The following is an 11,946-nucleotide window of genomic DNA, read 5'->3' as shown; positions in this document are numbered from 1 at the left end:
AGCGAGCTGATGCACCCGTACTACGCGGCCGAACGCGGCCTCGTGGACGACGTCATCGACCCCGCCGAGACCCGCGCCGTCCTCGCCTCCTCGCTCGCCATGCTCCGCACCAAGCACGCCGACCTGCCCAGCCGCAAGCACGGCAACCCGCCGATGTAACCAGCGGTCGAGCTCGCCGAAACCTTTCAGACTCAAGCTTGGGGGAGAACGGAACCATGAACGAACCTCTCGTCCGCGTCGTCCGCGGCTCGCTGACCGCCGAGGAACTGGCCGCGCTGACCGCGGTCCTGGCCGCCAGGGCCGCGGTGGCCGCCGCCACCGTCGCCGCCCCGGCGGTCGAGCCGGTCGCCACCTGGTCGCGCCTCGAGCGCCGCCCGGCCTACTTCTCCCCCGTCAGCTGGCAGCAGGCCGCCTGAGCGACGCGGAGGGGCCCGGAGCGAATCCCTCGCTCCGGGCCCCTCCGCGTTCCCCCGCGGGGCGGCTACGCGGCCGCCAGGGCGGCCGGGCGGCCGGCGTGCATGGTGGTGAGGTTGGCGGCCAGGCGCTGCGGGTCCTGGGCCAGCCATAGGCGCACCGCGGCTCCGAGCATGATGCAGGAGGAGCCGAGGCGGACGCCGGTGGACTGGGCGATCCGCGCCGTGGCGATGGTGAGCAGGTCGGCCAACTCGGTGGGGAGCCAGACGGTGAGCGCGCAGGGCGCGGGCGTGGTGATGGCGGCGAGCAGCCGGTGGGCGTCCGCCGGGCAGTGCAGGGTGGGCAGGACGTCCAGCAGCCCGTCGGCGACGACTTCGGAGACGTCGCTGTGGTGGCCCTGGGCGAGCCGTCGCAGCAGCGTGCGTTCCGCTGCGGTGATTCGGACGGTCATGATGACCTCGTCGCACTCCATGGTGCGGCCCTCCTCGCGGCTTCGTGGAGCGTGGGTGGTAGGGGTGGCGGGGCGTCAGACGCCGGCGTAGGAGTGCTTGCCGGTGATGAAGATGTTGACGCCGTAGAAGTTGAACAGCCAGCAGGCGAAGGCGAGCAGGGCCAGGTAGGCGGCCTTGCGTCCGCGCCAGCCGGCGGTGGCCCGGGCGTGCAGGTAGGCGGCGTAGGCGACCCAGGTGATGAAGGACCAGGTCTCCTTCGGGTCCCACTCCCAGTACTTGCCCCAGGCGGCTTCGGCCCAGATCGCGCCCGCGATGATGGTGAACGTCCAGAGCGGGAAGATCACCGCGTTGATCCGGTAGGAGAGCTTGTCCAGGGTCCCGGAGGCGGGCAGGCGCTCCATCAGGTTGGCCGCGCGGACGGTGAGGCCGGCCGCGAGGCGGTGCTCGTAGCGGTCCTTGAGCAGGTAGGCGAGGGTGGTGACGAACGCCGCGAAGAACGCGCCGCCGCAGATGGTCGCGGTGGAGACGTGGATGCCGAGCCAGTAGGAGTGCAGGGCGGGGACGAGCTGCTCGGAGTCGGTGTAGAGGACCGCGACGGCGATGCCGAGGATCAGCAGCGCGACCACGGTCACCGGCAGGCCGAGCCAGCGGACGTTCTTCTTGGTGGCGAGCAGGATGACGTAGGCGGCGACCATCATCAGGGCGAAGGCGCACGAGAACTCGTACATGTTGCCCCACGGCCAGCGCATCACGGACAGGCCGCGGGCGATCACGCTGGCGGCGTGCAGCAGCATGCCGAGGACGGTCAGCGAGACCGCCATCCGGCCGACCAGGTCGGCCTTCTCGTTGGTGCCGGCCGGGCCGACGCCGTCGGCCGGGCCCCCGTCGCCGCGGCCGCTGGTGACGGTGGTGGCCCCGGCGTCGGCGAGCGCGGTGCGGGTGAGCGTGGTGGTGCCGCCGCCCTGGGCGGCGACGGTGACGGTGACCTTGCGGACGCCCTTGGCCGCCTCCGCGGACTCGGTGACGGTCTCGGCCAGGCTGCTCTGCCGCGCGGAGCGGACGGCGACGCCGCCCTTGGCGCCGAACGTCCACTCGAAGATCTGGGCGAACATGGCCAGGGTGTAGACGGTCATCGCCGAGTAGATGAGGTAGTTGGAGATGTTGGCCAACTGGGTGTCGACCTGCGCGAGCAGCACCGTCTACTCCTTGGTTTCCGGGGCGGTGGGGACGGCAGCGGCCGGGGAGTCGGCTGCGGCGGGTACGTCGTCTGCGGGGCCGTCGGGCCCCGGGGGTTCGTCGGCGGCCGGGGCGTCGTCCTGCAGCTCGACGGCGATCTCGGCCAGTTCCTCGGCGGTGCGGGCGGACTCGCTGCGGCCCAGCCCGGCCACCTCGACCAGGGTGCGGCCGTCGGGGGCGGTCACCGCGCGGACCCAGATCCGGCGGCGCTGGATGAACAGCGAGCCGATCAGGCCGAGGATCGCGGCGACCGCGCCGAGCAGCGCGACGGAGTTGCCGGGGCGGTGCGAGACGGTGAAGTTGGCCCACTGCTGGTAGCCGTCGAAGGTGACGCTGCCGTAGCCGTCGGGCAGGTCCCAGCCCTCGCCGACCTTGAGGTTGACCGCGGCGGGCTTCCCGTCGACCTGCAGCTGGGTCATCGCCTTGTTGTCGAGCTCGTACACGTTCTGCGGCAGGCCGCTGTCGGTGCGCAGGTCTCCGACGTAGGCGCTGAGCACCAGCCTCGGGTCGGCGGCGGCGGGGAAGACCGAGATCGGGCCGGTGTGGGTGAAGTCGGAGGCGGCGGTGGGCAGGAAGAAGCCCTGGAAGGCCAGCTGGGTCTTCTCGCCGTCGGGGCCGGTGCCGTAGTCGTTGACCTTGATCACGCCGGGCGAGGTGACGTTGGAGTCCCGGGGCAGGAACACCGTCGGGCCGCGGTAGACGACCTCGTCCTTGGCGTTGCGGACGGTCACCACCGGGGCGAAGCCGTGCGCGGTCAGGAAGACCTTGGAACCGCCCACCTCCAGCGGGTGGTTGACCTCGATCTTGGCGTTCTTCTGCTTGCCGGAGTCGGCGCCCTCCCAGTAGCGGACGTTGGCGACGAACTCCTTGGCGGTGCCGGCCGCCGGGCCCGAGGTCTGGAACTCGGCGGTGAAGCCGTCCAGTTTGAAGCCGAAGGCGTCCAGGTCGTCGATGCCGTAGAACCGGGAGCCGGTGAAGTCGTCCAGCTGGGTGGTGGTGTTGGAGTAGCCCTGGCCCTCCAGCACGATCTTGGTGCCACTGCCGCTGTCCAGGCTGGCCCAGGCGAAGCCGGTCAGCAGGGCGAACAGCGCGAAGTGGAACAGCAGGTTGCCGACCTCGCGCAGGTAGCCCTTCTCGGCGGCCACCGGGCCGGTGCCGGCGGCGACCCGGAAGCGGCGCTTCCCCAGCAGCCGGCGGGCGGCCGCGTCGACCTGCTCGGGGGCGGCGCCGGTGTGCCAGGCGGCGTAGACCGGCATCCGGGTCAGGTTGCGCGGGGCGGCCGGGGGCTGGGCGCGCAGCACGCCGACGAACTGCCAGGTGCGGGGCAGGATGCAGCCGGCCAGCGAGACGAACAGCAGGATGTAGATCGCGGAGAACCACACCGAGCTGTACACGTCGAAGAGCTGGAGCTTCTCGTAGAGCGGGGTGATGCCCCGGTGGGCGTTCTTCCAGTCCGCGACCTTGACCGGGTTGGTGCTCTGCGGCACCAGCGAGCCGGGGATGGCCGCCAGCGACAGCAGGAAGAGCAGCAGCAGGGCGACCCGCATCGAGGTGAGCTGGCGCCAGAACCAGCGCAGCCAGCCGAGGACGCCTATCCCGACCGGGGCGGTGTCGTTCTCCTCGGGGGCGGTGCTGAGCCGTTCGACGTCGGGGTCGTCCGCGGCGTCGGCCGGCTGGAGGCTGGTCTTCGTGTCGCTCACGGTCAGATTCCGATCGAGAAGTTCTGGGTGAGGTACTGGAGCTGGTTGACCAGCGAGTCCCACGCCCCGGTCACCAGGGCCAGACCGACGGCGACGAGCATGCCGCCGCCGATCCGCATCACCCACTGGTAGTGCCGCTTGACCCAGCCGAAGGCGCCCAGCGCCTTGCGGAACGCCAGGGCGGCCAGGACGAACGGTACGCCGAGGCCGAGGCAGTAGACGGCCATCAGCAGCGCGCCACGCCCGGCGCTGGCCTGGCTGAAGGCCAGGCCCTGGATCGCGGCCAGGGTCGGGCCGATGCACGGCGTCCAGCCGATGCCGAACACCAGGCCGAGCAGCGGGGCACCGGCCAGGCCGATCGCGGGGCGGCGGTGCGAGCGCAGTTCGCGCATGGTGAAGCCGGGGAGCAGGCCCATGAAGGCCAGGCCCATCAGCACGGTGATCGAGCCCATGACGATCGCGATGATCCGCCGGTGGTCCTGCAGGGTCTGGCCGAAGGAACCGAACAGCGCGCCGCCGGAGACGAACACCGCGGCGAAGCCGAGCACGAACAGCAGCGAGCCGGCCAGCATCCGGCCGCGCCGGGCGCCCCTGGCGTCGGAGAGGTCGGCGGCGGAGAAGCCGGTGACGTAGCTGAGGTAGCCGGGCACCAGCGGCAGCACGCACGGCGAGAAGAACGAGACCAGCCCGGCGGCCAGCGCGATCGGCAGGGCGAGCACCAGCGCGCCGCTGCCGACCGTCTCGTTGTACCCGACGTCGGACGCTGCCGGCAGGGCGCTCACTTCGACTCCGCCAGCACCGGGTCGACCATCTTCTGCAGGTCCTCGGCGGACAGCGCGCGCATGGCGCGGGCGGCCAGCCTGCCGTCCTTGTCGACCACGATGGTGGTCGGGATGGACTGCGGGTTGAGGCTGCCCTTGGGGAACTTGAGGATCTCGGCGCCGTCCGGGTCGTAGATGCTCGGGTAGGTCACCCCGAAGTTCTTCTCGAACGCGACGGCGTTGGCGGGGTCGGTGTCCCGGGTGTTGATGCCGAGGAACCGGACCTGGTCGCCGTACTTCTCGCTGCTCTCCTGCAGGCCCTTGGCCTCGGCCCGGCACGGGCTGCACCAAGAGCCCCAGATGTTGAGGACGACCACCTTGCCGCGGTAGTCGGAGAGCTTGAGGGGGGTGGTGCCGTCCAGCGAGGTGCCGGTGACGTCGGGGGCGGCCGTCCGGCCGGCGGGGGCGGCGGTGGCGATGCCGCCCTTGCCGGTGACGAAGCCGACCCCGCCGCCGCCGGAACCGGAGCCGGAGCTGGAGCACCCGGCGAGGGCCAGGGCGGTGGCCGCGCCGAGAGCGGCGGTGAGGCGGATGCGGCGGCTGGACGTCCGTGACATGTGAAAAGTTTCGCATGGCTTCGCGGCCCGTTTTAGGGGGGTCCGGCCTTGCTGGACGGACCCCCCTTGACCTGCGGGTTTCCCGCTTATGATCGTCTTAATTCGGGCATTTCGCCGCCCGCCGGGCTTACCCGCGCGGGCCCGGTGTGAGCTACGCCCCGAAGCTCTTGCCCACCGGCTTGTCGCCCTTCTTGCCCTTGCCCACCAGGTGAGCCGGCAGCAGGTCCCGGGCCGGCTCGCGGTAGCCGATCGAGACGATCCGGTCGCCCTCGTAGGTGAAGCTGGTCAGCGAGGCCAGCGAGCACTGCCGGCGGCGCGGGTCGTGCCACAGCCGGCGGCGCTCCGCGAAGGAGCGCAGGATCCAGATCGGCAGCTGGTGGCTGACGCACACCGCCTCGTGCCCGCGCGCGGCGTCCCGGGCCGCCGCGATGGCGCCCATCATCCGCACCACCTGGTCGATGTACGGCTCGCCCCAGGACGGCTTGAACGGGTTGGTCAGGTACTTCCAGTACCCGGGGTTGCGCAGCGAGCCGTCGCCGACGCCGAAGGTCTTGCCCTCGAAGACGTTCTCCGCCTCGATCAGCCGGGGGTCGGCCGCCACCTGGAGGCCGTGCACCTTGGCGATCGGCTCGGCGGTCTCCTGGGCGCGCTCCAGCGGCGAGGCCACCACGTGCGTGACGTCCCGGTCCTTGAGGTGCTCGGCCACCCGCTCGGCCATCTGCCGGCCCAGGTCGGAGAGGTGGTAATCCGGCAGCCGGCCGTAGAGCACGCCCTCCGGGTTGTGCACCTCGCCGTGCCGCATCACGTGGACGACGGTGATGTCCTGGTTCTTCTCGGTCACTTGGCGGTCTCCTCGGTGGCCTCGGTGGCCTCGGCGGCGGCGCGGGCGGCGGCGGGCAGGGCGGCGGCGATCCGCTCGATCGCGCGCTCGTCGTGCGCGGCCGAGACGAACCAGGACTCGAAGGCCGACGGCGGCAGGTAGACGCCCTGGCTCAGCATCGAGTGGAAGAACGGGTTGAAGCGGAAGGCCTGCTGGCCGCGCGCCTCGTCGTAGTTGGTGACCCGCTGGTCGGTGAAGAAGACCGAGAACATGTTGCCCGCGGTCTGCAGCCGGTGCGCCACGCCCTCCTTGGCGAGCGCCGCGGTGACCAGGCCGGACACCTCGGCGGCCGCCCCGTCCACGGCGGCGTACGCCTCGTCGGTGCAGTGCCGCAGCTGGGCCAGGCCGGCGGCGGTGGCGATCGGGTTCCCGGAGAGCGTGCCGGCCTGGTAGACCGGGCCGGCCGGGGCCAGCTGCGCCATCACGTCGGCGCGGCCGCCGAACGCGGCGGCGGGGAAGCCGCCGCCCATCACCTTGCCGAAGGTGAGCAGGTCCGGCGCCCAGCCCTCGTTCGCGGCCTCCAGCCCGTACCAGCCGGCCTTGGAGACCCGGAAGCCGGTCATCACCTCGTCGGAGATGAACAGCGCGCCGTCGGCCCGGCAGAGTTCGGACAGGCCGCGGTTGAAGCCGGGCAGCGGCGGGACGACGCCCATGTTGCCGGGCGAGGCCTCGGTGATCACGCAGGCGATCTCGCCGGGGTGGGCGGCGAACGCGGCGCGCACCGCGTCCAGGTCGTTGTACGGCAGCACGATGGTGTCGCCGGCCTGGGCGCCGGTCACGCCGGGGGTGTCCGGCAGGCCGAAGGTGGCGACGCCGGAACCGGCGGCGGCCAGCAGCGCGTCCACGTGACCGTGGTAACACCCGGCGAACTTCACGACCTTGGCGCGGCCGGTGAAGCCGCGGGCCAGCCGGATCGCCGACATGGTCGCCTCGGTGCCGCTGGAGACCAGGCGCACCTGCTCGACCGGCGCGATCCGGGAGGTGATCTCCTCGGCCAGTTCCACCTCGCCCTGCCCGGGCGTCCCGAACGAGGTGCCGAGGGCCACCGCCCGCTGCACCGCCTCGACCACCGCCGGGTGGGCGTGGCCGAGCAGCATCGGGCCCCAGGAGCAGACCAGGTCGACGTACTCGCGGCCGTCCGCGTCGGTCAGGTACGGGCCGGTGCCGGACACCATGAAGCGGGGCGTGCCGCCGACCGCGCGGAAGGCGCGCACCGGCGAGTTGACGCCGCCGGGGGTGACGGCCAGGGCGCGGTCGAACAGCGACTGGGACTGGGGGGCTTCGTACGGGTAGCTCATCTGCTCGCTCATCCGTTGGGTCCTGGGAGCGGCCGGGAACCGCCCTTACCCGCACATGGTCTCAAATCGTGTCCTGGCGTTCTGCATGTCGGGCCCGATCATCTGGAACGATGATCCGTGTGCTGCTCCCCTCACTGGCTGTACCGAAGGTAAGGTCGGGTGACGCGCGCTCGTGTAGCACGCCGGCAGACGGGTAAGGGGCATGTTCGGGAGGGACGCCGAACGTGCGAGGGTCTGTCGATTCCGGCGAGTTCCGGTGAGGATGGTCCAGTGTCCGACAGGCAGGACGGTTTCGACGAGGCCGCAGGGCACAGCCGCCGGCCCGGCGAGACCGGCGGGGGTACGGGAACGGGCAGGGGAAGGAGGGGCGAGGGCAGAGTGGGGGTCACCTACAAGTATTTCGGCGCTCCGGACCGCGCGACCGCCGCCAGGGTTCCCACCGCTCTCGGCCCCGGTGGCCTGGGCCTGGACGCCGGCGAGCTGGGCGCCCTCGGCAGGCTCGGCGACCTGATGGAGACCAGCGGCTCCGTCAACGGCCACCTCTCCACCAAGATCAAGCCCGAGACGATGAGCGCGATGGTGCTCACCGGCATCCAGGGCGTACCGCTGCACCACGTCCCCCCGCTCGAACTGGTCGTCCTGCACCCCGACTACGCGGTGGTCCAACTGCCGCACACCGTGGTCGAACCACTGCGCAAGGCCGACGAGACCGAGCTGGGCGCCGCCGCCTTCATCTGGTCCACCGTCCCCGATCGCCGCGGCCCGCGGGACGCCTTCGTCATCTACCAGATGCTCCACGAGTGGCAGGACTTCGCCAACCGCCTGCACGAGGCCGGCCACCAGCTGTACTGCCTGGTCTGGCCCTGACCCACGGTTCCCTTCTTCCGGGTTCTCCTTGAGGCCGGTCCGCAGCGCATGGTGCACGCGCGGACGGCCCCGAGGAACATTGCCGCCATCGACCGTCATAGACCCCCCGACTGCGGCCGCCTGCTCTGCGATACCGTCGGCGACGAATCCACCTGAGACGCACGCGACAGTCGCATCTCAGCGGACATCCGCGAGCACAGCTGGAACGTCAGCGGAGTCGGCGACGGCGAACTCCCCGGCGACTGGTCCTACTCGATCGGACTCTGGCACATCCTGCGCAGCCCCGAGATCAGCATCTTCGCCCCCGCGAACCGGCGTACAGATCGTCAACGTCCTCGCCCACGAGATCCGGGCCGGGCATCCGCTCGAACCGGATCAGCGCAGCAGCAACGTCCTGGGCGGTGGCTTCTCGGTGGCGATCCGGCCAGTCCCCCCAGTTGGTACTCAGCTTCTTCGGCGCCGACGTCGACTTCTACCAGCAGCTTCCACTCCCCGTCACGCAGATGTTCTGGCCGGACAAGCAAGGCCGCTTCCCCTGGGACGAAGGCGTGGACAGGACCTGCCGCACTGCCCAGCCGCTCCTGCGGGGCCCCGGGAGGAGTCCACCGGTCCGTGGGGAACACCGAACCCGCCCGGTACCGACCTCACGCGTGATCGAAGCAGGCCAGCCTCGGCCGCACTGCCTGGTCGCGTCCGGCCCGTGCCCGAATGGTCGGACTTGATCTCAGCTTCGGTACCGGGTTCAGCTCTCGAAGAGACTGGCGAAGATCGCGTCGAACTCACAACTGTCAGTGGTCGATCCGCCGTTCAAGAGTCCCCTGATCGAGTCCCCATCCGGGTACTGCTCACAGAACCCCTGCGCCTGAGCCGGCTTGTCCGTCCCCTTGCCCTGCGGGTAGTAGCTCTCGATGTCTCCGCGTTCAAGGACATAGATTCGCTCCGTACGAAGCTGTTCGAGGAGTTGCGCCTTGAGCTCCCCCACTTGCTCGTCCGTTGGATTCTCGAGTTCAGCCCGTCGCTGCCCCCGGCTCTCGTTCCCCTCGAAGAAGGAATCCATCGCAGCCACGACCGCGTCAAGAGTTCCGTTCCCCGCGGAGTGGCTCTCCCTGGCAGCCTTCACGGCCTGCCATTGGCGCTTGATCTCACCCGACTTCTGCATCGACTGCAGTTGCTTGCGCGTCAACTCCCCTCCCGCTGAAGCCAAGTCCCCCAATCTCTTCACCAACTTCTGCTGGATTTCGGCGCTCGATGCTCCGGCCCCGAGCTTGTCGAACCCATCGGTGATGGCGTCCAGGTCAACCAGGACTGCCACACGAACCCCGAACCGCTCGAAGAACTCCCGGTACCGGGCCACCCTGGCCTTTCCCCCAAGCCGGGCAATCGCAATAGACCGCTGCTCGAAATCCCACTTGCCGTTGAGAGATTTGGCCAGATGCGGCACCAGGATATGATCGCTGTCCCCTTCCACCAGTAGGACTTCGTTGCAGAAGAAGGCGGCATCGTTGTTCTCCTGGCGGATCAGCTGGAACTGGTCCTTGAGTGCAAGGTCCGAGAGATCGATCGGATATGCCTTCGACTCAGGCGGGGAGGACGAATAGTCCTTAGTCAGCTTGACAAAGGTGCCAGTCGCCTGAGGACTGAAGAAACTGCTGGAGTGGGTGCTGACCAGAACATGATTGTCCTCTGCGAATACCTTGAGAGATTCGAACAGCTGACGCTGCGCCTGTGGATGGAGGAACAGTTCAGGCTCTTCGAACAGCAGCAGGTAGGGCCGGGGGCTCGCACTTGGGTCCACCTTCCGTTCACTCGCACGGAGGTCGGCATAGGTTCGGAGGATCGAGAAGGTGACAGAGCGGCGCAGCCCGTCCCCCTTGCTCTTGAAGTCGCTCCGGATTCCGTCGTCGATCGCGATCCGGGCGTTCGACAGGACGCTGCGGAGCTCCGGGGGCGGAAACTCGATACTGATCGATGCCCGAGGGAAAGCCTGCTGGAGGTTGCCTTCCAGCATCCCCTCGATCATCTTCACTTGGGGGAGCCGCTCATCCTTGATCGAGCCGTCTTCCCCGATCTGGAGGTTCAATGCCTTGTGGAGCTGGTTGAAAACCTCCTCCATCTGATCAAACTGACCCTTTGTTTGATTGAACAGGATCCCAAGAAGCTTTCCGAATGACGCCGCCTCACTCGTCTTGAGATCATCGCTGAGATCCTTAACCGCCGGAATATAGATCACTTCTGGAAGCAGCGCTTGCACTGAGCTGTCGATGCCGGTCGAAAGCCCGACATCTCTGAGTTCCAGCTCCGCCTCCGGCAAAGCATCAACCAGCTCTTGCACTGCCTCCTTGATGGCCTTTTGGCTTGTCTTCGATGCCAACACCTCCTGCAGCTCTGGGAATACAAAAACTGCAGCCTCCCGAAGCTCCGCACCAGTCTTCCTGGCCACTACCTCAGCGACGGCTTCCGGGCGGAACCGATCTTCCCTCGGGACCTTGGCCACCCGGCGAAGCGCCCCCTTGCCGCTCTCGCCGTACACCCTGGAAAGAATCAGCCGACCGTCCTCGACGACCTCTGTGATCCGCTGGCGATGCTCCGGGGCGAGGCGAGCCAGGTCGGCATCACCGATCTCGGTCAGGGTGACTTCGATCTGCAGGCTGCGCCTGCGATCGTAGTAATCGGTGGGCTTGAGTGACGGCCCGTTGAAGAACACGTCCAACGCCTGCAAAACGGTGGACTTCCCAGCGTTGTTCTCGCCGATGATGCACCCGAAGGCCGACATCGGCAGGGTCAGTTCCCGGATCCCTCGAAAATTCCTAATCCCCAACTGAGAGATGCGCAACGTCAGTTCCTCGCTGTAGTCCGCCCACCGTCTGCCCACCCTAGAGGATCGGATCCAGGTCGAGTGACGCCTCGTCCGCGCCCAAGACGACCTTGCTTGTGGGAGTCACATTCGAGAACTCCGCTGCCCTGCAGGACCGTTGCTCGGACCCGCCCGGCCTTTCGCGGGCCGGCCACCAGCTGTACTGCCTGGTCTGGCCCTGGCGGTTCAGGGCACCAGCCGGTAGCCGACCCCGCGGACGGTCTCGATCACGCAGCGGGCCCGGGCGGCCGCGAGTTTGCGGCGCAGCGCGGCCACGTAGACCTCGACGATGTTGAGGTCGCCGCGGAAGGCGGTGTCCCAGACCGAGTCGAGGATCTCCGGCTTGGGGACGGCCTGGCCGGGCCGCCGGGCGAGGCACTCCAGGACGCCGAACTCCTTGGCGGTGAGCCGCAGTCCGGCCCCGCCGACGGTGCAGCACCGGGCCGCCGGATCGACCGTCAGATCACCGACCGCCAGCACTGCGGAGCGGCCGACGGCCCCCCGCCGGATCAGGGCGCGCAGCCGGGCGGCCAGCACCACGTACGAGAAGGGCTTGCGGAGGAAGTCGTCCGCCCCACAGTCCAGCGCCTCGGCCTCGTCCCACTCGCCGCTCTTCGCGGTGAGGACCAGCACCGGCACCGGGTTCTCGGCTTGCCGCAGGGCCCGGCAGACCCGGTAGCCGTTGAGCCCGGGGAGCATCAGGTCGAGCACCACGGCCGCGTACGGGACGGCCGTCGCCTGCGCCAGGCCGCTCACACCGTCCCCCGCCACGTCGACCGCGTAGCCGTCGGCGCGCAGGCCGTCGGCGAGCGACTCCGCCAACCGCGCCTCGTCCTCGACCAGTAGGAGCCTCATGCCGGTCAGCCT

At 69.4% G+C, this 11,946-nt stretch carries 13 protein-coding genes; 4 read left to right on the top strand and 9 right to left on the bottom strand.

Annotated features, from left to right (window positions below):
* Both OO48_RS37270 and OO48_RS08765 read left to right on the top strand, forming a co-directional pair.
* Window positions 1–159, top strand: a 159-nt coding sequence (locus tag OO48_RS37270) for a carboxyl transferase domain-containing protein (protein ID WP_280842394.1), incomplete at its 5' end; no start/stop codon positions are given.
* 56 nt (window positions 160–215) lie between these two features.
* Window positions 216–416, top strand: coding sequence for an acyl-CoA carboxylase epsilon subunit (locus OO48_RS08765; RefSeq protein ID WP_033213896.1), 201 nt, complete (start codon window positions 216–218; stop codon window positions 414–416).
* A 65-nt stretch (window positions 417–481) separates the two neighbouring features.
* Here OO48_RS08765 and OO48_RS08760 read toward each other — a convergent pair whose 3' ends face one another.
* From OO48_RS08760 to hemL, 7 genes are all read right to left on the bottom strand, one after another.
* Window positions 482–886 carry a hypothetical protein gene (locus tag OO48_RS08760; protein ID WP_033213895.1) on the bottom strand — a complete coding sequence of 135 codons (405 nt, stop codon included), beginning with the start codon at window positions 884–886 and terminating at the stop codon, window positions 482–484.
* A 54-nt stretch (window positions 887–940) separates the two neighbouring features.
* The gene (gene ccsB / locus OO48_RS08755; protein WP_033213893.1) at window positions 941–2,062 is read right to left on the bottom strand and encodes a c-type cytochrome biogenesis protein CcsB; all 1,122 of its coding nucleotides are present in this window, start codon (window positions 2,060–2,062) and stop codon (window positions 941–943) included.
* A 3-nt stretch (window positions 2,063–2,065) separates the two neighbouring features.
* A complete protein-coding gene (gene resB / locus OO48_RS08750) occupies window positions 2,066–3,802 on the bottom strand; it encodes a cytochrome c biogenesis protein ResB (protein ID WP_033213892.1) in 1,737 nt (578 codons plus the stop codon).
* A 2-nt stretch (window positions 3,803–3,804) separates the two neighbouring features.
* Window positions 3,805–4,584: a cytochrome c biogenesis CcdA family protein gene (locus OO48_RS08745; RefSeq protein WP_033213891.1), complete on the bottom strand. Its 780-nt coding sequence runs from the start codon at window positions 4,582–4,584 to the stop codon at window positions 3,805–3,807.
* On the bottom strand, window positions 4,581–5,180 hold the full coding sequence (locus OO48_RS08740; RefSeq protein WP_033213890.1) for a TlpA family protein disulfide reductase: 600 nt from the start codon (window positions 5,178–5,180) through the stop codon (window positions 4,581–4,583). Before OO48_RS08740 ends, OO48_RS08745 begins: the two co-directional genes overlap by 4 nt.
* Window positions 5,181–5,331: 151 nt before the next feature.
* The gene (locus OO48_RS08735) at window positions 5,332–6,021 is read right to left on the bottom strand and encodes a histidine phosphatase family protein (RefSeq protein ID WP_033213889.1); all 690 of its coding nucleotides are present in this window, start codon (window positions 6,019–6,021) and stop codon (window positions 5,332–5,334) included.
* The gene (gene hemL / locus OO48_RS08730) at window positions 6,018–7,370 is read right to left on the bottom strand and encodes a glutamate-1-semialdehyde 2,1-aminomutase (protein WP_033213888.1); all 1,353 of its coding nucleotides are present in this window, start codon (window positions 7,368–7,370) and stop codon (window positions 6,018–6,020) included. The genes OO48_RS08735 and hemL overlap by 4 nt, the downstream gene beginning before the upstream one ends.
* A 366-nt stretch (window positions 7,371–7,736) precedes the next feature.
* Between hemL and OO48_RS08725 the strand changes: the two genes are divergently transcribed.
* Both OO48_RS08725 and OO48_RS41145 read left to right on the top strand, forming a co-directional pair.
* A complete protein-coding gene (locus OO48_RS08725) occupies window positions 7,737–8,225 on the top strand; it encodes a hypothetical protein (RefSeq protein ID WP_014136448.1) in 489 nt (162 codons plus the stop codon).
* 401 nt (window positions 8,226–8,626) lie between these two features.
* On the top strand, window positions 8,627–8,947 hold the full coding sequence (locus tag OO48_RS41145; protein ID WP_425338520.1) for a DUF4262 domain-containing protein: 321 nt from the start codon (window positions 8,627–8,629) through the stop codon (window positions 8,945–8,947).
* Window positions 8,948–8,967: 20 nt separating this feature from the next.
* Here the strand turns inward: OO48_RS41145 and OO48_RS08720 are convergent, their stop codons facing one another.
* Both OO48_RS08720 and OO48_RS08715 read right to left on the bottom strand, forming a co-directional pair.
* Complete coding sequence (locus OO48_RS08720; protein WP_157845406.1) at window positions 8,968–11,058, bottom strand: ATP-dependent nuclease; 2,091 nt, start codon at window positions 11,056–11,058, stop codon at window positions 8,968–8,970.
* Window positions 11,059–11,265: 207 nt separating this feature from the next.
* The gene (locus tag OO48_RS08715) at window positions 11,266–11,934 is read right to left on the bottom strand and encodes a response regulator transcription factor (RefSeq protein ID WP_033213884.1); all 669 of its coding nucleotides are present in this window, start codon (window positions 11,932–11,934) and stop codon (window positions 11,266–11,268) included.
* Window positions 11,935–11,946 lie beyond the last annotated feature (12 nt).

It is taken from the genome of Kitasatospora phosalacinea (assembly GCF_000716545.1).
Lineage (GTDB): Bacteria > Actinomycetota > Actinomycetes > Streptomycetales > Streptomycetaceae > Kitasatospora > Kitasatospora phosalacinea.
The sequence above is the reverse complement of the archived record's forward strand: the minus strand, read 5'-3'. Positions and strand labels throughout refer to the sequence as shown.

What these genes read in the sequence shown, in the direction of transcription:
- OO48_RS08765 (WP_033213896.1), top strand. Translation starts at nt 216, where the DNA reads ATGAACGAACCTCTCGTCCGCGTCGTCCGCGGCTCGCTGACCGCCGAG.
- hemL (WP_033213888.1), bottom strand. Translation starts at nt 7,370, where the DNA reads ATGAGCGAGCAGATGAGCTACCCGTACGAAGCCCCCCAGTCCCAGTCG.
- OO48_RS08760 (WP_033213895.1), bottom strand. Translation starts at nt 886, where the DNA reads ATGGAGTGCGACGAGGTCATCATGACCGTCCGAATCACCGCAGCGGAA.
- OO48_RS08740 (WP_033213890.1), bottom strand. Translation starts at nt 5,180, where the DNA reads ATGTCACGGACGTCCAGCCGCCGCATCCGCCTCACCGCCGCTCTCGGC.
- OO48_RS08715 (WP_033213884.1), bottom strand. Translation starts at nt 11,934, where the DNA reads ATGAGGCTCCTACTGGTCGAGGACGAGGCGCGGTTGGCGGAGTCGCTC.